The sequence below is a fragment of the Xenorhabdus sp. PB61.4 genome (genome assembly GCF_963894935.1).
In the GTDB taxonomy this organism is placed as follows: domain Bacteria; phylum Pseudomonadota; class Gammaproteobacteria; order Enterobacterales; family Enterobacteriaceae; genus Xenorhabdus; species Xenorhabdus stockiae.
The window spans coordinates 1-17,117 of the sequence record NZ_CAWQJR010000148.1 but is presented as its reverse complement, the minus strand read 5'-3'; the positions used below and the strand labels follow the sequence as shown (position 1 = coordinate 17,117).

At 42.1% G+C, this 17,117-nt stretch carries 14 protein-coding genes; 2 read left to right on the top strand and 12 right to left on the bottom strand.

Annotated elements, in window-relative coordinates:
* Nucleotides 1-92: 92 nt before the first annotated feature.
* Both tonB and AACX68_RS08395 read right to left on the bottom strand, forming a co-directional pair.
* On the bottom strand, nucleotides 93-812 hold the full coding sequence (tonB, locus tag AACX68_RS08400) for a TonB system transport protein TonB (RefSeq protein ID WP_228858838.1): 720 nt from the start codon (nucleotides 810-812) through the stop codon (nucleotides 93-95).
* Between the two features lie 118 nt (nucleotides 813-930).
* Complete coding sequence (locus AACX68_RS08395; RefSeq protein WP_099111766.1) at nucleotides 931-1,110, bottom strand: YciY family protein; 180 nt, start codon at nucleotides 1,108-1,110, stop codon at nucleotides 931-933.
* 322 nt (nucleotides 1,111-1,432) lie between these two features.
* Here AACX68_RS08395 and cls point away from each other — a divergent pair, with 322 nt between their 5' ends.
* A complete protein-coding gene (gene cls / locus AACX68_RS08390) occupies nucleotides 1,433-2,893 on the top strand; it encodes a cardiolipin synthase (RefSeq protein ID WP_228858837.1) in 1,461 nt (486 codons plus the stop codon).
* 189 nt (nucleotides 2,894-3,082) lie between these two features.
* The gene (locus AACX68_RS08385) at nucleotides 3,083-3,406 is read left to right on the top strand and encodes an HI1450 family dsDNA-mimic protein (protein WP_228858858.1); all 324 of its coding nucleotides are present in this window, start codon (nucleotides 3,083-3,085) and stop codon (nucleotides 3,404-3,406) included.
* A gap of 409 nt (nucleotides 3,407-3,815) precedes the next feature.
* On the opposite strand, the gene AACX68_RS08380 is transcribed toward AACX68_RS08385, so the two are convergent.
* From AACX68_RS08380 to AACX68_RS08335, 10 genes are all read right to left on the bottom strand, one after another.
* Nucleotides 3,816-5,198, bottom strand: a complete 1,383-nt coding sequence (locus AACX68_RS08380) for a VasL domain-containing protein (RefSeq protein ID WP_228858836.1) — start codon at nucleotides 5,196-5,198, stop codon at nucleotides 3,816-3,818.
* Between the two features lie 28 nt (nucleotides 5,199-5,226).
* Nucleotides 5,227-5,670 carry a type VI secretion system baseplate subunit TssE gene (gene tssE, locus AACX68_RS08375; protein ID WP_228858835.1) on the bottom strand — a complete coding sequence of 148 codons (444 nt, stop codon included), beginning with the start codon at nucleotides 5,668-5,670 and terminating at the stop codon, nucleotides 5,227-5,229.
* A gap of 4 nt (nucleotides 5,671-5,674) precedes the next feature.
* Nucleotides 5,675-6,262: a type VI secretion system lipoprotein TssJ gene (gene tssJ / locus AACX68_RS08370; RefSeq protein ID WP_255705420.1), complete on the bottom strand. Its 588-nt coding sequence runs from the start codon at nucleotides 6,260-6,262 to the stop codon at nucleotides 5,675-5,677.
* Nucleotides 6,243-7,460 (bottom strand): type VI secretion system baseplate subunit TssG, encoded by a 1,218-nt coding sequence (gene tssG / locus AACX68_RS08365; RefSeq protein WP_228858834.1) that lies wholly within the window; start codon nucleotides 7,458-7,460, stop codon nucleotides 6,243-6,245. Before tssG ends, tssJ begins: the two co-directional genes overlap by 20 nt.
* Nucleotides 7,424-9,187: a type VI secretion system baseplate subunit TssF gene (gene tssF, locus AACX68_RS08360; RefSeq protein WP_228858833.1), complete on the bottom strand. Its 1,764-nt coding sequence runs from the start codon at nucleotides 9,185-9,187 to the stop codon at nucleotides 7,424-7,426. The genes tssG and tssF overlap by 37 nt, the downstream gene beginning before the upstream one ends.
* Nucleotides 9,188-9,219: 32 nt before the next feature.
* Nucleotides 9,220-10,839: a type VI secretion system protein TssA gene (gene tssA, locus AACX68_RS08355; RefSeq protein WP_228858832.1), complete on the bottom strand. Its 1,620-nt coding sequence runs from the start codon at nucleotides 10,837-10,839 to the stop codon at nucleotides 9,220-9,222.
* Nucleotides 10,840-11,555: 716 nt separating this feature from the next.
* Entirely contained in the window at nucleotides 11,556-14,909 is a 3,354-nt protein-coding gene (locus AACX68_RS08350) for an ImcF-related family protein (RefSeq protein ID WP_228858831.1), read from the bottom strand.
* Between the two features lie 84 nt (nucleotides 14,910-14,993).
* Nucleotides 14,994-16,193 carry a hypothetical protein gene (locus AACX68_RS08345; RefSeq protein ID WP_228858830.1) on the bottom strand — a complete coding sequence of 400 codons (1,200 nt, stop codon included), beginning with the start codon at nucleotides 16,191-16,193 and terminating at the stop codon, nucleotides 14,994-14,996.
* Between the two features lie 2 nt (nucleotides 16,194-16,195).
* Nucleotides 16,196-16,459: a PAAR domain-containing protein gene (locus tag AACX68_RS08340; protein WP_228858829.1), complete on the bottom strand. Its 264-nt coding sequence runs from the start codon at nucleotides 16,457-16,459 to the stop codon at nucleotides 16,196-16,198.
* Nucleotides 16,460-16,678: 219 nt separating this feature from the next.
* On the bottom strand, nucleotides 16,679-17,117 hold a 439-nt coding region (locus AACX68_RS08335), incomplete at its 5' end, for a hypothetical protein (RefSeq protein WP_228858828.1).

Genomic DNA, 17,117 nt, shown 5'->3' with positions numbered 1-17,117 from the left:
CTTAATAAAAAAACCTTGATAAAAATGGTATTATTATAAATGTGTTAATACGTAACAGGAGACGCTTTAGCGCCTCCTGTTATGATAAGAAACTACGATACTGAAACTCCAGTCAGCTTAAACTCTATGGTAGTCACGTATCCTGTGGCCGGTTTTTTTTCATACCGCCACTTTCTCATCGCGTTTCTCACTTCACGGTCAAAAAGGTTTTTAGGCTCAGCCGAAAGAATTTCAATATTTTTAACCCGACCATTTTCATCAATATCGTATTTTACCTGTACACTCCCTTCTATACCTAATTGCCTTGCCCTATCTGAATATACAGGATCTATTCTGCTCAGTGCTTTTGGCCCGCTCTGAACTTCAGATTTTTCACTGGTAACAGGATCAGTGGATTTTTTCCCATCCATATTATTTGTCAGCAAAGATTCCTGATCAGTAATAGGTTTCACTGCCTCTTCTGACATTTTCTCTGTCCTGATTTCTTTAGGCTTAGACTCCTTTTTAGCAATTTTCTTCTCTTCCCGTTTCTTTTCTACCGGTTTTTTTTCAGGCTTCGGCTCAGGCAGAGCTATTTTCGCAATAGATTCAGGTTCTGGCTCTGGGGCGGGCGGTTCAGGTTCAGGCTCGGAAATAGATGCAGGCATAGCGGGTTCAGAAACCGGAGCCTGCTCCGCTGCCAACTGGATCATCGCAACAGACATCGGGGGCGATTCTGGCGGATTACCGGATTTCAGCGTATGAAATAGCGCCGCAGCAATGGAAATATGTAAACAAACAGAAAGTAGTACTGGCCAATGTATCCAACGCATAAGAGAATTCTTGAGTAGCAGCATGATTGTCAATTTTAGGATAGACATTAGTTTAAATGCAAATGACTATCATATTCAATAAAGATTCAAAAACATCTGTATCATGCCACACATCATGTTAAAGCGATTCTGCGTTTTGAATGAACAAAATCGACCGGCGATGTTTGTAAGTCCCCATCTTACGTAGTGCATAAATACGTGAATAACGGCGAGACTGACTTTCCAGCCAACGACGACGACGTTGGATACTTTGGCGAAGGAGACGCCACCTTCCTACTTCATTTCTGCTTCTTTTCATAAAATACCCTGATAAATGTTTTCAAAACAAAATTTTTCTCACTATAAGTGAGTAATGTTATTCTTAATCGTCACTGCCGGAGATGTCAACCAATTACAGGTTTACCTTAATATTCATATTCAGCATGTTTCAGCAGTCGTAAATAATCTCAATAAATAACATTAGCCTGAACTCAATCTACTCATCATATTTAGTTGAGCATGGGTAATATTTGAATTATTTTCTGCCTAATGGAAGGTATTTCCTTGATAATTTCTTAAAATTTACAGAAACTTGCACTCACTACGGTATCAAAATACTTAAACAGGATTGATTGCCACTTATGACAACCATTTATTCTGTACTTTACTGGCTGGCTATTTTCTTATACTGGCTGATTATCGCTGGTATTACTATCCGGGTCCTGATGAAGCGCCGACCAGTGACATCAGCAATGACCTGGTTGCTTATTATTTATATTTTCCCTTTGGTCGGCATTGTTGCTTATCTGTCATTCGGTGAGTTACATCTGGGTAAGCGCAGAGTTGAACAGGCAAAACAAATGCGCTCTTCTGTGGCTGACTGGCTTTCCGATCTAAAAAAATCACAACATATTTTTGCCAATAAAAACAGCGAAGTCGCTGAGCCTTTGTTCCAGCTATGCGAGCGTCGGCAGAAAATCAAAGGTGTCAGAGGCAATCAGATGCAGTTGATAACATCTTATGAGCAGTCCCTAAAGTCTCTTATCAATGATATAGAAACTGCCGAACATAGTATTGAAATGGTGTTTTATATATGGCAGGCGGGTGGATTGGTTGATCAGGTGACTGATGCTTTAATGAGGGCAGCAAAACGTGGTGTCAGGTGTCGTATCATGGTGGATTCAGCAGGAAGCTGGCAATTTTTCCGTAGTCCCTACCCTGATATGATGCGCAAAACCGGTATTGAGTTTGTAGAATCGCTGAAAGTGAATATCTTTCGTCTTTTTTTGCGTCGCATGGACTTACGCCAGCATAGAAAAATTATTCTTATTGATAACTATATTTCATACACCGGCAGTATGAATATGGTCGATCCTCGTTTTTTCAAACAAAATGCCGGTGTAGGCCAATGGATTGACATCATGGTCAGAATGGAAGGCCCGGTCACAACGACACTGGGCATTATCTATGCCTTCGACTGGGAAATGGAAACGGGCCAGCGCCAGCTTCCCCCTCCTCCTGACACTAATATCATGCCCTTTGAGCAGGCATCCGGGCACACGGCGCAGGTTATTGCCTCTGGTCCCGGCTTTCCTGATGAGCTTATCCAACAATCACTGATGACAGCCATTTTCGCCGCCAGAGAACAACTCATTCTTACCACTCCCTATTTTGTTCCCAGTGATGATTTAATGCATGCAATCTGTACCGCTGCCATGCGAGGTGTTGATGTCAGCATTGTTGTACCGAGCCAGAACAACTCATTCCTTGTTCGCTGGGCAAGCCGGGCATTTTTTACCGAATTACTGGAAGCGGGTGTAAAAATCTATCAATTTGAAGGCGGGCTATTGCATACAAAAAGTGTTCTGGTGGATGGGCAGCTCAGTATGGTTGGCTCTGTTAATCTGGATATGCGTAGCTTATGGCTCAATTTTGAAATTACCGTTGTGATCGATGATGAACTCTTTGGCAGTGATTTAATGCTTGTCCAACAGGATTATATTACCCGTTCAGTGTTACTTGACAGTGACGAGTGGCAAAAGCGCCCTGTCCGGCAACGAGTGCTTGAGCGCCTGTGTTATTTTTTCAGTCCACTTTTGTGATTTTCGGCACAAAAAAAGAGCAAAACATAAATATCTGACTATTTTTCATAGCCTCGCCACCACTAACGGGGCTATGATTGCACTTTGATAGTATTCAATCACTACCATCCATGTTTTAATTCCCTTCTGTTATCAGTTTCGGACACTACCATTATGGAAAATCAACCAACATATCCACATTCTCTTCACTTGGATCTCAATAACCGAATGACCGAAGACGAAGCGCTGGAAAAAGCCTACGATATTTTTCTGGAACAAGCGGTTGAGAATCTCGATCCTGCGGATAGCTTACTATTCAGCCTACAGTTCGAAGAGCGCGGTGGCGCAGAGTTATCAGAACCCTCAGATATATGGCTTAAACATGTTGATTTTGAAATAGATCCTAATTTCTTTTCAGAAGTGATTATTGGATTAGCGGAATCTGATGAAGCCGAAATTGATGATATTTTTGCCCGTATACTGATTTGCCGGGAGAAAGCGCACCCGACTTGTCGGATATTGTGGAAAGAGTGATATTAATTAAATAGAAACATACAGCGATATCTCTTCCCACAAGATAATCATGTAATTATTTCTTATTGCGGCTGCATAGTGAAGTGCAGCCAACAAAGATGATAAAATTTATTAAGATTAAGAAAGGAGTTTTATCAGTGGGGAATTGTAACAGATTAACAAACACCATACGTATACAGCCAATGAAAACAAAGCGTAGCAGACAGCTCTGGCAATTAATATCCAACCAATGCCGATCATTACTATTTTTATAATTCCAATATACCATTTCCCTTTGATTGCTTTAAAAGAGCGTGCCCCACAGATAACCAAGCCCACTCCTATACTGAAAAATACAAAATGGAAAAGTGCAGTTTCATATGTTAATTCATACATTTATTCATATCACCCAAATATAGCCTTACAAAGATTAATGATTTTTTGCTGAAGAGTTTCTACTTTGCTTAATTAATGCATACCGATTGAGTAACTGGATAAAATGCATATCCGTTTGTTGGATCAGTGCTGGCGATAATTCTTCTTTTATTGCTGTTTCTTCAAGCTGTCTTAGTTTTTCTTCCAATGGAGGATTTTTATTGAACGTTTGAGTCAAAGAAAACACAACGGATTTCAATTCAGAGCCTGTTATATAACGTCCGCGTTTTTCATCCAACCAATTTAATCGGCGAGTGAGTTCTGCTAATTGATCCATACCGGAGTGCCAATGCCCTAAACTATCAATCGAAGCGGCATTCATGGTGACCTGTTTATTCCATTGCGCTGATAACTCAGCACTCAGTGGAGACTGTGGCCACAATACCTTAGACTGATGAACCAAAGAAAAACCATAATCCTGCTGCCAGACAGGCGATAAAGACTCCAACATTTTTAACTGTCGTTTTGTCTTATTCAAGATCACACTATTTTCTCCATGTTCTTTATCCGACTGAGCCCCCAAAGAAAAAAGAACATCCTCTGTTAATATTTCTGGTAATGAAGCCACTGTAGACTGTAGCCGAGGATCAACTTTATCCTGCGTCGCATACTGCCATATACCCATCCCGCCTCCGCTAAACACCAACGCGATTAGGACCCCTAACGCGAATCCCTTCCATTGAAACCCCGGCTTTTCTGGCGGTGGCATCACAATATTAGATTGAGATTCTTCTTCCGGTTTTGCGACATATACCCATGTTTGCTGAGCAGTATTAGGTGAAGGTATCGGTGGCGGTTCAAATTCTATCGCTGCCTCAGGTGGCTGTTCTAAGGAAGTATCGATATTTGCACCTTCCAGAGTCTCCAGACGAACCGCCGCATTGTGAATAAATGTTCCTAGTCTTTCCAGCTGACTGACATGTTTCAATTCCAACAGCTGTAATGTCTGGCAAAGTTGAGAGATATATTGCTCTGCCTGATAGAGTTGAGGTAGATCAGCATAGACAAAGGTCTGGATACGTAATGAATTAATCGAACGCTGGCTCAAACCTGCCAGAATCTCTATCCGGGCATGCACTTGCTGGGGCCAGATAGCCTGCCATTGATGAGTAACCAAACCATGAATAATCGCCAGCCCTTCATTTAACCCCGCTAACCCTGCACGAGTTGTGCGTATCAGCGTATACCATGCAGCAGTCTGCAATTCGACACCATTTTGACTAAATAACGATAAACAAAGGCGCTCAGCCTGTTCCCAGTTCACATCAGGGCGGGCTGGGTGGTGCAATTTATTCAATTCATCTCGTAATGCGGTAAAATCTGGAAAAGTACGGGGATCCTCCCCTGTTTTCAGATATTTTTCTGACGTTGTATTCATGGTATTCCTTTATCACGCTTTGAAACGGTTATGATTGATATTTCGATTCCAGAAAATTTTGTTTCTTCAAGTGCCTGATCAACACTCTACCCCCGGGAATAAATTCAGTACCGTAACGAACTAAACCAACTTCATGTAGTTCCGCTTCTAACGCATAACGAAGCGTTCCAAACTCATGTTCCGGTAACAAGGTCAGCGAAAGACGTTTAATACGTGGTTCATATTTCAGGAGCGTCGAGGAAAGAATATTGATCAAACTGTGGGCTGTTCCCGGTAATCCCTGCATGATTTTGCTCATATCCGGCAATCCATAATCCGGTAAATGCGCGAGAGTTCCGGCACGCGTATTGATAATCCTCTGGATATTATCCAGTACGGAAAGGACAACCTGATTTTCCTCAGAAACCTGATGCAAATCCAATCCTCCTGAGAAATTTCCTGTCAACATTTCATAAAGTGAAGGTTGTGACATTGCCTCAGTCCTTTTTCAGGGGTAATAAGTGAATCGTCTGATTTTTCAACTCAACCTGGCGGGCTTTATCCGGATCCAATGACGTTTTAGGGATAACAATCTGCCAGTTATTCTTTGTCAGATCAGGCGAGTGAAACATCGCAACAACCGCGACATATTGGGCTCCTTTTTCTAAAGACATATCAAGGGAATAACTTTCTCCCGGACGAAGCTGTAAATCCTTTTCACTCAATACATCTGACTGGATAGTATTAATGTCATCTGTAAATATGTTTTGATATTCAATTAAATCAAAGGCCCTGCGATCTTTTAACTGATAGATACGAACCATTGTAGACAATGCGATACCATTATCATTCAGATTAGATCCATCCCGAACCTGAAAATCCAGATGAACTTCTTTGATTTTTTTATAAAAAATTGATCTGGTTACTTCGGCTGAACCATCACCGATAGTCTGGGTTAATCCACAACCAGTCACACACATTGCAGCAGACAATATGAATGCCAAAGCCCCTTTTTTTGTATTGTTGCTTTTATTGTTTCTAATGATGCATTCAGTGGAGCCATGTTTAAAATCGATAGTTGCCATATTCATGAGTCTCTTTTCGGAAAAGCTGTTCGGGGGCAGCCTGATAGCGTCCCAAACCAATAGTAATTTCATTGACCTTTTTATTTGTGCTGGTTCTATTAATCGCCGCGTTATTGCCCGCCGTCTTACCTGTATTTGTTTTATCGATTATCACATTACCCACAATTACCCTATGAGTGATTGTTTGGTTAACAACCGTATCGTTAGCTGTAACAGGTGACAGCCTTCTCATCACTGCCGTTTGCCCCAGCTTCACTCCCTGCCCGGTTGTGACACTCAGTTGAGCTTCTGGCAGCAACTCACGAGGTATACGCAGTTGTAAACGAGCATGAACTCTTGATCCCAGATAGGCATGAAGCAAAGTCATTAAATCTGCATGTAACTGACCATCAGGAGGTAACCATTGTCTGACCTCCTCTGGATCCTGAGTCTTCAAAATCAGTAGTATCTGACTGTTTACATCAATACCACTCCGACCCAGCACAGGCTTATGAGATAGGCTAACAGGTGAATGGCAACTCATTCTGACCGGATTATCTATTGCTATCCGACGCCGATCATGGCGGATAACCTCCACTTTGGTATTAGGTGCCAGCAGATTAATCAAAGAGCAGATGCCTTCTGATGTCCGGGTAGGTAAACGCATCGTGCCCAACAAAGCCAAAAAACGAGAAACCGGTGTGCCAATATGATTTGCACATCCCGGAATACCTAGCCCAATTAAACCAAGCAGGTATTGCGAAGTTTCATCACTTCCACCAGCCTTAAAGGTCGCAGGATATGAGTACTTGCGCCAGATACGATAAAACTGTGTTGTCAGGCGATGATTGAATAAATCGAGAAAATCAGTGACAGCTTCCGTTCCTTCTCGCTGCTGAGCAATATCGTCGATATAAGCAGATGGCAGCGGTGATTCAACCCCATATAATCCTAAAAAAGTGGTTCTTACACTGGGTTTATTGTCATGAGCTTCATGCCCTGTTTCTATCGTTTTCAGTTCGCTGACAGGAAATCCCATCCCCGGATGAGGACGAAAACGCACGGGGTCATCATCCGGGTTTGTTGTACTACCTAAACCCGATTTCTCAGGTTTCAGGCTCTCAATCAACTGACAAAAACGGTAAAAATTGACCAATGGCAGCTTATCTTTAAGCTGAGTAATCAGCGCGGTAAGTTCTGGTTGTGATTCTCGGTCCATCGGATACATTTCCCACTTGGTTGAATAATCAAAGTCAGTTGGTTAAACAGATGAATATCGGCATATAAAGAGAAAAACCGATTGAGCATTTCACCGAACAGATGAATATCGCCTTCTCCCGTGAAGCCGTTACTATCCAGTGTGACTTCAATATCAATGCCACGTAATAAAAAACCTTTTTCAAATCGTTGCAGATGCTCATGGCGGACGGCCACAATCGCATCCAATTTACGATTATTCATTTCATCTTCTTGCCAGTTGTATAACGCCAGCGTCCCACGTAAGACTTCTGCACTTGCCATCATATTGAGAAAACTCGAACCCAAATGACTCAGAACCCGCCAATGAAAACGATCCTCTGCCGGAGGGTAAGCAGGTAAAGTTGGCTTGCATAGATTCTGTACCCTGACAGGAAGCTGCAATGTTTGCTCACAGCGGTTCAGTAAAGTACTTTGGAGGGCTTTACGCGGTAACTGACCGTTTGTACCCGTAATTTGTAAGGAGAGTGTTTCCGATGTGATATTCCGGTTGTTTTCCCAAACCTGTCCACCCAGTATCAGCCATGTATCATGTAAACCAGTAACTCCTCGTCTGACACGAGTATGGTAATAACGCTCTGGTGCTGTGCGGCGCAACATTCCTCCTTGGTGGCGGAAACTGGTAAATGGCACATAAGCACCTTCTTCAGCATGTCGGGAGCTATTAACACCATTAACGGAATAAATTTCCGTATAGCCATCCTGCAAACGGCGTGGACGCAGTAAATATTCATTTTCCAGTCCATTAACGGTCAAAGGGTCAGCTTCCAGAGTGAATAAATTAATCACAGAAACACAGTGCAACCGAATATGTTCTGTTTTCACTAAGAAATCAGAATCCCAAAGCTCACTTAAAACAATATCCAATTCAAACCATCGGGTTTTGTCAGGAAACCGGATACCCTCCAAGCCATTCAATTCAACGAACATAAATTTCTGCCGGAAAGTGAAATACTCCAGTAAAAGCTGATAACCACTGAATGAGGTATCTCCTTTCGGCCACAATCGATCGTTATCAGTAAAACCTCCCGGAGAAAAATAACCATCAAAACGAATCCGATCCATAACTTCAGGCAAACGTAAATAAATGGCTGATTGGCGCTTAGTCAGTGCCAAATGCAAAGCCGCACTGATTTGAGCATCACCACTCAGATAAAAACGTAATCGGGACAGATCTACCTGAGACCATTCAGCCTGCTCCCCACAATTAAAACGGATCCGGAGAACAGAGCGGCCATCAGGCTCTGTCGAGATATGTACGTTGGAGACAGTAAAAGGGTGTAAATGAAGCTCTTGCGTTGTTCGATAGCGACAGACTGCCTGCTTTGGCCCAATGGGCTGGGATAAAACTTCAAATCCCTCGGGTACCACTTCTTCCATTTTCATCTGGCTGATATCAGGAGAAATTTCGACGACAGACAGAGATGGGATCGTACGCAAATAGTGTGGCCACAATAAGCTCATCAAGCCTTCCGTCAATTCAGGCAGATCATCATCTATTTTCTGGCGTAATCGCCCCATAGAGAAAGCAAAGCCTTCAAATAAACGTTCTACAAAAGGATCTGGCGTACCGGCTTTATCCAAATCCAGCAAAGCTGCGCGATCTGGGTGAGCCTGTGCAAATTCGCGAGCGGATTCTCGCAAATAACGCATTTCAGCATCAAAATAACGGAGTGTTAAATCATCCATTAAACGGAATCCTTACCATATATAAAAAATGATTATCCATAGAGCACCACAGAACGAACTGGATCTAGCCTGACCAGTTCAGCTAATAATTCATCCAATTGCTGAGCCATCACGGTTTTATCTGTACTATTACGTTGAGATTTAGCCCGCAACAATTGCAAACGACGCGCCTTGATCTCAAACGCCAGTTCAGGCTCCCACTGTACAAGGGTAAGGGTTCCGGCAGTTGTATCCAGTTCACTCAGCAGGTGTAACGCCAAATCGTTCCGACCAAACTGCTCTGCTACACGTGACATCAGTAAACGCATCATCCAGCGCTGACGGGGTGTTGTTACGGCCGGGCGAGATTGTAACCATGCCATTGCTTTTTCCAGACCATCACTATCCGCCTGTGCGATTGCCTCTGCCTCAAGAGACAAAATATCATCCTCTTCCACTACAACACCGGGGCTGATTGATGGGTCTGACCATCCTTTTCCTTCATCCAACACTTTCTGCATGATCCAACTGGCAGTAACGTCATCGGCAAACGGCGTACCATCATTCCACGCTAATTTTTCTAATCCGGGCAACCGCCGTAAAAGTAACTTCAGATCCTGTTTGATGATGTCCGCCCAGCCATCCCAGGGTGCTCCCGACTTACTTAATGCCTGATAGAGATACCATTGCACATCCAGCCAAAAATGGTTTACACCTTCAGCAAAAAGCCTGTCTGCCTGCTCCAGCAATTCTCCCCAGCTTTGCTGCATATAGAGACGCTTAAGCTGGGCACGGGCATCAGTTCTAGGCGGAGCTAACCGTGTACATCCCTGAGTATCCTGTGGTGGGCATTGATGAATGGTATCCCAGCGTACACTTTTCATTAATCGATGAGCAGAAAGCCAGCCTTGAGGCTGGTTACGCAGATAATGAGCCAGAGATTTAGCCTGATCCAACAATTCACGACCGGACTGGATCGGCTGAACGGCAATAGACGGCCCGGATTTAGCCCCAGTTGCCAACCCTATATCATGTGAAGAAGAAGCACTGATATTCTGAGGAACCACAGCATTCCATCCCCCCGATTGCATCAACCGGCTTTCCAGAGCGCTATATAACTTACCAAATAGAGGACGGTTATTTTCATCCCATGTTTCGAGCTGATTAGTCATAAACCGCAGTAAAGCGATGATGCGCTCAAATTCAGGTTTACCCACTTCTGGATATAAAGAAAGGCTATCCAGAACACGGTTGCCGGATAACCATTCCAACGCCGCCTTCCGGCTATTAGGCCGTGAAGGTAACAAACTATCCCCGAACTTCATTAATAACCCGGCTAATAGCGCTAACCCATCCGCGAACCCTTCTTCTCCTTCACGGTGTAAGCGTGCCCAAAGGTAATAAGTTGCCACACGGACATCTTTACAGACCGTCGTTAATAACTTTTCTGCTAATTGGCAAATTAACTCTGTATCAGCGCCTGAGAGTTTATTAACTTCTTCACGCATCCGTTCAAAATCATCATCGTAACCCGGATCATTGCCAACCGGCTGCTCAGCAGTAATCGGAATAAGCCATTTTTCCCAGATGGCGATCTGTTTTTGTGCCAGCTCATCGGATTTGGTGTGATCATCACCAAAACAGGAGTGACATAGGGTATCCAGCAAACTCATTACACGTAATCCCTGTTCCTAAAACCGAACCGTGAAATAGCAAAATAAAGCATAAAAATAAAAAAGTAGATTATTCATCTAACCAGAAAGATAAAAACATCATATTCGCTCATCCTGAAATGATTACAACTCTTAGATACATTTTATTTTACTTAAATTATATTCTTATTTTTCCGAATCATTTCGTGCAATTAAACAATATTTTGGCGTTTATTTATCGGGATACGATATAAATAGATATCATTTACTCTCCTAATCAAGGATTAGGAAAAAAAAGAACTGTGGAAAAACAGACAAATAAAAAAACAAAGAAAAACTCAAGATAAAATCAACTTCATAATGGATTTCGCAAAAAACCAATTAATGCTAATTATAGATGACAGTATAGAAAATGAAATAAGAAGTGCCATAACAAGTATATTAGACGAAGAAAACTATAATTTTATTAACTACTGTAGAATGCTTATCAACACCTATATAGGTCAGGAAAATTTCTTTTGGATATTAATTGCAATATGCAATAAAAATGAGTATTTCGAAAAAAATTCAAAAATAGTAACTTTGCCTATATCCCATCTCATATTAATGTCAATAATAGTAACGGAGATTGTGATAATAGTGACTCTGGTTATGGGGATTGTGGAGGCGGTGACAGTGGAGGATGTGATTGAGGGAATAAATTCCCTCAATTGTACTCAGCCATTTTTAGTCAAAAATCAGTCAAATATCTTGTCTGGCAGAACAAAATTACGCAGTTTCAGCAGCACCAACGGGCCTTCGCCAGCCTCCGTTCGCAGCGTATAGTTTAGTATCTGTCCATTCGGCGTCTTCCAGCTCACCTGATAGCTGCTAGCTGAACCTGACCACGGTGTAACTTTCGCTTTTTCTAGCAACCGGATAAAACCCCATGTTCCCGGTTGCTCTGCATAAATACGCATTCTCGATCTTGTACCCGACCAGCTTAAGATCGCTCCTTGCGCAGTGGTATCTGCAGGCCAGATAAATTTCTTCCAGTCCGGGCGCTGATTCATATAAATCAATTTCTGATTATCTATTATCAGATTGGTCTGCATTACCCCACCGGCCGTTCCCGGTCGTACTTCAAACGCGAGCCGCGCTTCGCCACTGGTAAATACGATATCTGATAGAGAATTCAGCGTATTCAACGCGGACAGAAATTCCGGATTAAACTTCAATCCCTGAGCATTAATACTATCAGGCACCCAGTGATTACCTTCACGGCGTAAAACGCCGCTCAATCGGCTTTCCAGAAAACGGCTAATCCGTCCACTATCCGCACGTAAATATTGCGCCAGCAACGGCAGGGAAACTTCACTTCCTCCCAATTTGAACGGATAACGCCCGCCAAAAGCCAGATTCCAGTCATCCACTATTGCCCGTTTCCATTGCGCATTCAGGCTTTCAGCAGTTGGCACCAACAATTGCTGCCACGACTGTTCCATTGGCAGCACAAATACGGTCTGACCAAATCCGCTCCATTCCTGGCCCAAACTGGCTGCTACCAAGTTGCCATAATCACGGGTATCAGATAAATCGACCGCTTTACCCTGAAATATCGTCTGTGCCATCGTCTGAGCCATCGCCTGCGGATCTGCTGAACTTGTCACCTGTTGCAGTTTCAACCGCACGCGGGTTACTCGTGTCAGAAAACTGTACAGACTAAGATGTTGCCCATCCTGTGCTCCGGCTTTGGGTTCAATCAGTTCCAGCAATGGGCCGAAAGTCGGTTCCAGAGGGCCGGTAAAACCAACCTTTTGGCTGATTGCTGGCTGTTTATCCTTATTAAAAATTGACTTAGCAGATTGAGCAAATGAATCTGACACTTCCTGACGCCCCGTTTTACCCTGATACGCCAAGGTATTCATCAAACCAATCAACGGTGACTGACGAACATCTGCCATCAAAGTCAATTGATCAATCGTATCGGATAACGTATCCGAACGTCTCCAGTGCAGACCATTCAGGAAATTCAGCCAAGCGCCTGAGAAATCAGCAAAGTAACGATCTGTCAGTTTTACCCTGAGCACTTCCGGAGAAAGCTCATCACTGGCATTTTGCTGACCGTCACTCAACACCCAGTCAATTTCCGTCCGTCGTTCATTCACCAACCGTTCGATCGCAGGCTCAACTGATTCCTCCCATGCCTTGCGGGTAAACATACCCGGCACAAAGCTATCTGCTGTGAAAAGAAGCTCAGCATCTGTATCGCCTGTCATATCAGAGAGAGACATATCCGCATAATGAGTAGAAACCTGTTGCAGCAACTTCTGATATAGCGAGGATTCACCATTACGGTGACCAATTTCCCGTACCAATGCCGTTCGTGATTGCCGAACTAACTCTTCATCAGGCTTCATCGTCCAGTCTGGATTGTTGGACAAGTTCTTCGCATAGAAAGAGAGTAATTCTGGTGCCTTAGCCTGCCAAGCTGCGGCTGGCATACCATCTGGCACTGTCCAATTCGCCATAACAGCTTCACGGAACACATCTTCATCAATATTTTCCGGTTGCCCCATCATCAGATAAGCCTTGAGAGGGCCATAAGCTTCCTTTGCAGCAACTGAGCGGGCGGCGCTGTTTGGCGGCAGACTCACCAGCATATTCAGATTTTTCTCCATCTGCTCAGCGACTGAATTTCTCAGCCAAGGCATAACATATTGCGTATAAACCGGCCAGAGTGCCTGTAACACCGTATTATTCTGGCTCAATCCCAAACGGGCATAAGACGGAGTTCCATGTATTTCGCGGTATTGCAGCATCGATAATATATCCTGTAATTCCAGCCACGCCTGAATACGCTCAGCCAACAGAGCCTGATCATTTTTCGCCAATTCAAGCTGCTCCGCTCCTTGCTGCACTAAATGGCGGTTACTGGCATAGGAAACCAACATGCCAGCTCCAGCCATCACCATCAGGGCAGCCAGTAATCGGTTTCCCGCTTTCCGCCATTGCCAGCCCAGTTTTGTGGCTCTCAGCTTCGGCGGCAACTGCTGAACCGAACTCAGTAGATTGTCCCAACGGCTATCCCTACCCCAGTGGTGTATATCCACACGTTTACCTGCAATAAATGACAAGCTAAACACTATTCCTGCCAGCGGTAATTGTTGGTGTGAATTGAAAAACACTGCCAATGAAGCACTAATTTTTTCACTGCCTCCCTGACGCAAAAAATTCGCCAAAGTTAGTAAAAAATCATGACGGGAATTATGGATAAGCTGTTGAGTCCCCTGCTCCGTTATCATCGGGGCAAGCTGATTCAGACTGGTATGCAGACTTTCCTGTGTACAGGAGGAAGACAGGAAACAACCCGGAGCTGAAACTTGTTCATGAGCGTTATCCCAGCTCGTTTGATGCAGAAACCAGACATAAACTGGCACACGCCAGCCTAATGACTGATAGCGCTGGGTTAAATGACGGCTCAATGTCTCGAATGCATGGCCAGAAACGAGACGCGAATGAACTGATGCTTCAAGCGAAGTTTGGTGTTGGTATTGATCTGTAACCCAGATGAGCGCATCCAGTGGTCGGGTACGGCGCAACTGACGCAGAGACTGATCGATAGTATCATCAACATTGGCGGTAATATTACCGCCCCAAATTAACAAAGTACCGTCAGATTCCAGCCATTGTTCTGCCACCAAACCAGGAATAAGTTGTTCAACATGCTCAGGAGAACCAATAATCATCAGGATTTGGGTTTTCTTTTTCCATGAAGAGCCATAGCGGAGTTTTAATGTTTGTTTTAAATCCAGATATAGTTCTGGTGATCCTTTTGTTTTTTTCTCTTTTTTTACTTTTGACTTACCGGATAATAAGGTAAAACTCACCTCAGCATGTTTACTCCACCCCAATAAAAAAAAGGGAAAAAGCAGGAATAAAGCACCGAAAACGGAACCAGCATAAATCAATAATTTCTTTATTGGCAGCTCTGGATTAATATTGAAATAATATATAACCACTCCAATAAATATAACCAGTAATATTGCTAAGGTGTAAGCCGCCGCGAGAAAAATAACTGATTTTCCTGATTTAGATTCAGACTCAGGCATAATAATCATTCACTCCGATATGCATTATTGTTAAAATTAAAAACATTCATCTGACTTGATAGATTCCAAGATGCAGAGTAATAATTATTTAACCACCATAAACCAGGGCTTATTTAAATCCTGAGATATTGCACTCATTATTAATTGTGGTTTTTTATTTTTTTGCACTGATTCCAATGCGATGGCTATTGCTAACCAAGGTGAAGCAGCACCTGCATAGCCAATTTTCCCATCAATATCAATTTGATTTTCAGGCTGTGTTAAATGGGGATATTCTTCACCCAATGGCGCAGCAGCTATCTGCGCTTTGTTGTCACATCCCATTCCTGATATCCAAAGATATTGAATATCTTCACCACAACTTTTTCCCCATAATAACGCCTGAGACAATGCATAATTAATTTCATTTTGACCTAAATTTTCAGGACGGCATAATCGAGTGCTATCAATTTCACTTATTACTTTAGAAGAGGATGAAGTTACTAGCAGAGCAACCGCAGCATCACCATGCCCATCATCATCACTCTTAGATAAATGAACAGAAATGATCAATAAAGGCTCATGAGAAGAATAAGAATCAATCCATTGATCCAGAGTTTCGACACCTTGCCCATGAAGATAACTGACTGGGAGTGTAACATGACTATTTTTACAAACTTTTTCCCATACTTTTTGATATTGTGAAGATGATAAATTTGCATCCAGTTCCAAACATACCTGAATATTGGTTTTCTTGAGAAGATCTCCTAAAGTAAAAGAAAGTTCATTATCAGCCAATAACATACATATCCTTTCATATAACAAATCTTCCGTTTGTTCTACTTTTGACCAAAATGATTTTCTACGAATAATTTTCCCGGTGGATGCATCTACGATCTTTGGCATTTCTATAATGGAGTGTACCAATTGTTCAGACAATGTACCCTGCATAAATGCATCTGGAATATGAATAACAGAGTTAAGATGATAAAGATGCTTCTGACCACGATTTATTTCGTGTTCAATAAGCTTTTCTCGTTTTCTATCCCAGTTATCTGCCCAAAGCTGATTGAGATCGAAATATAATCTCCTGATAAGAAAAATAAGTGACCAGATAGAAAAAGGATAAACAAATGAAAATAAAATAAAAGCAAGAGATTTAACCGATTTCCCTTCTGGCCAAAAAAAAACAGTGATAATGCTGGCTCCACCAATAAAAACAGAGAGTATGTATAACCATTTTTTTAGCTGTGGTGGCTTTTTCCTATTTGCTTTATCCGGAATATTTAGAAGATCAATAGCCATAATCAACTCGATGTTGCATTACCCAATGAGGAAATTAATGTACAGCCACACCCACATTTATGGCCATGAAAGGCAACAGATATACCATTATCTTTGAAAGTAGGGTGACCTTCTATAATTTGAGTTATACCATGCCCTATAATAGGACAGGATACTTTATCACCAAGGCGGGCAACACCAATTCCTGAAAATTTCATTACAGCAGATCCTTCCTGCACCGCTCCACCGTGAGTGGTTTTATCCCCAATCCTAATTATGCCTTTCATGTTAATTCCATATGAAAATTATTCCATTCCTACATCGATTATATTCTGATTTGTTTTTTTCATTAGTAGTAAAAAACCATGATTTTATGCTTTATTTGTAGAAATAAAGTATTAATCCAAAGCTAGAATTCACACCTATAAAGTTATAGGAAAAATAGAGGGTAACTTATCAAGAGAAAAAATAACAACCTCACGTCACTGAACGATATTGACTATCTTTTATTTTACAGAGGGTTTATAACCATAGTTGATTTTCATATCTATGCATTTTCCTCTTTTATTAATCCAAGCAGAAACAGCATATCTACCAGATTTCCACATAACGACATGCTTTTTTCGATTGTTTGGTTTGCCAATTTCATTAATAATGCAATCTAATTTTTTACCTATAAAATATTCTCTACTCCTATATACACAACAAAGAAAACGTTCACCTTCAGTTTCTTCTACTGATAAATCAGCCGACAGATATAATTCTCTAGTAATTGAAAACACAACAATGACCATTTCTATGACAGCACTGAAAAGATAAAATATAAGTACTAATCTATGTCTTACCATTGAAATCATCAGGAAAAGAATATATGACATAAATAATATTGAAACGATAGCATTCGATATTATATAATTCCATTTTAAAAAATGGTCTTCACCATTT

What these genes read in the sequence shown, in the direction of transcription:
- tssA (WP_228858832.1), bottom strand. Translation starts at nt 10,839, where the DNA reads ATGAGTTTGCTGGATACCCTATGTCACTCCTGTTTTGGTGATGATCAC.
- tssG (WP_228858834.1), bottom strand. Translation starts at nt 7,460, where the DNA reads ATGGACCGAGAATCACAACCAGAACTTACCGCGCTGATTACTCAGCTT.
- tssE (WP_228858835.1), bottom strand. Translation starts at nt 5,670, where the DNA reads ATGTCACAACCTTCACTTTATGAAATGTTGACAGGAAATTTCTCAGGA.
- tonB (WP_228858838.1), bottom strand. Translation starts at nt 812, where the DNA reads ATGCGTTGGATACATTGGCCAGTACTACTTTCTGTTTGTTTACATATT.
- tssJ (WP_255705420.1), bottom strand. Translation starts at nt 6,262, where the DNA reads ATGGCAACTATCGATTTTAAACATGGCTCCACTGAATGCATCATTAGA.
- AACX68_RS08380 (WP_228858836.1), bottom strand. Translation starts at nt 5,198, where the DNA reads ATGAATACAACGTCAGAAAAATATCTGAAAACAGGGGAGGATCCCCGT.
- AACX68_RS08395 (WP_099111766.1), bottom strand. Translation starts at nt 1,110, where the DNA reads ATGAAAAGAAGCAGAAATGAAGTAGGAAGGTGGCGTCTCCTTCGCCAA.
- AACX68_RS08340 (WP_228858829.1), bottom strand. Translation starts at nt 16,459, where the DNA reads ATGAAAGGCATAATTAGGATTGGGGATAAAACCACTCACGGTGGAGCG.
- AACX68_RS08350 (WP_228858831.1), bottom strand. Translation starts at nt 14,909, where the DNA reads ATGCCTGAGTCTGAATCTAAATCAGGAAAATCAGTTATTTTTCTCGCG.
- AACX68_RS08345 (WP_228858830.1), bottom strand. Translation starts at nt 16,193, where the DNA reads ATGGCTATTGATCTTCTAAATATTCCGGATAAAGCAAATAGGAAAAAG.
- tssF (WP_228858833.1), bottom strand. Translation starts at nt 9,187, where the DNA reads ATGGATGATTTAACACTCCGTTATTTTGATGCTGAAATGCGTTATTTG.
- cls (WP_228858837.1), top strand. Translation starts at nt 1,433, where the DNA reads ATGACAACCATTTATTCTGTACTTTACTGGCTGGCTATTTTCTTATAC.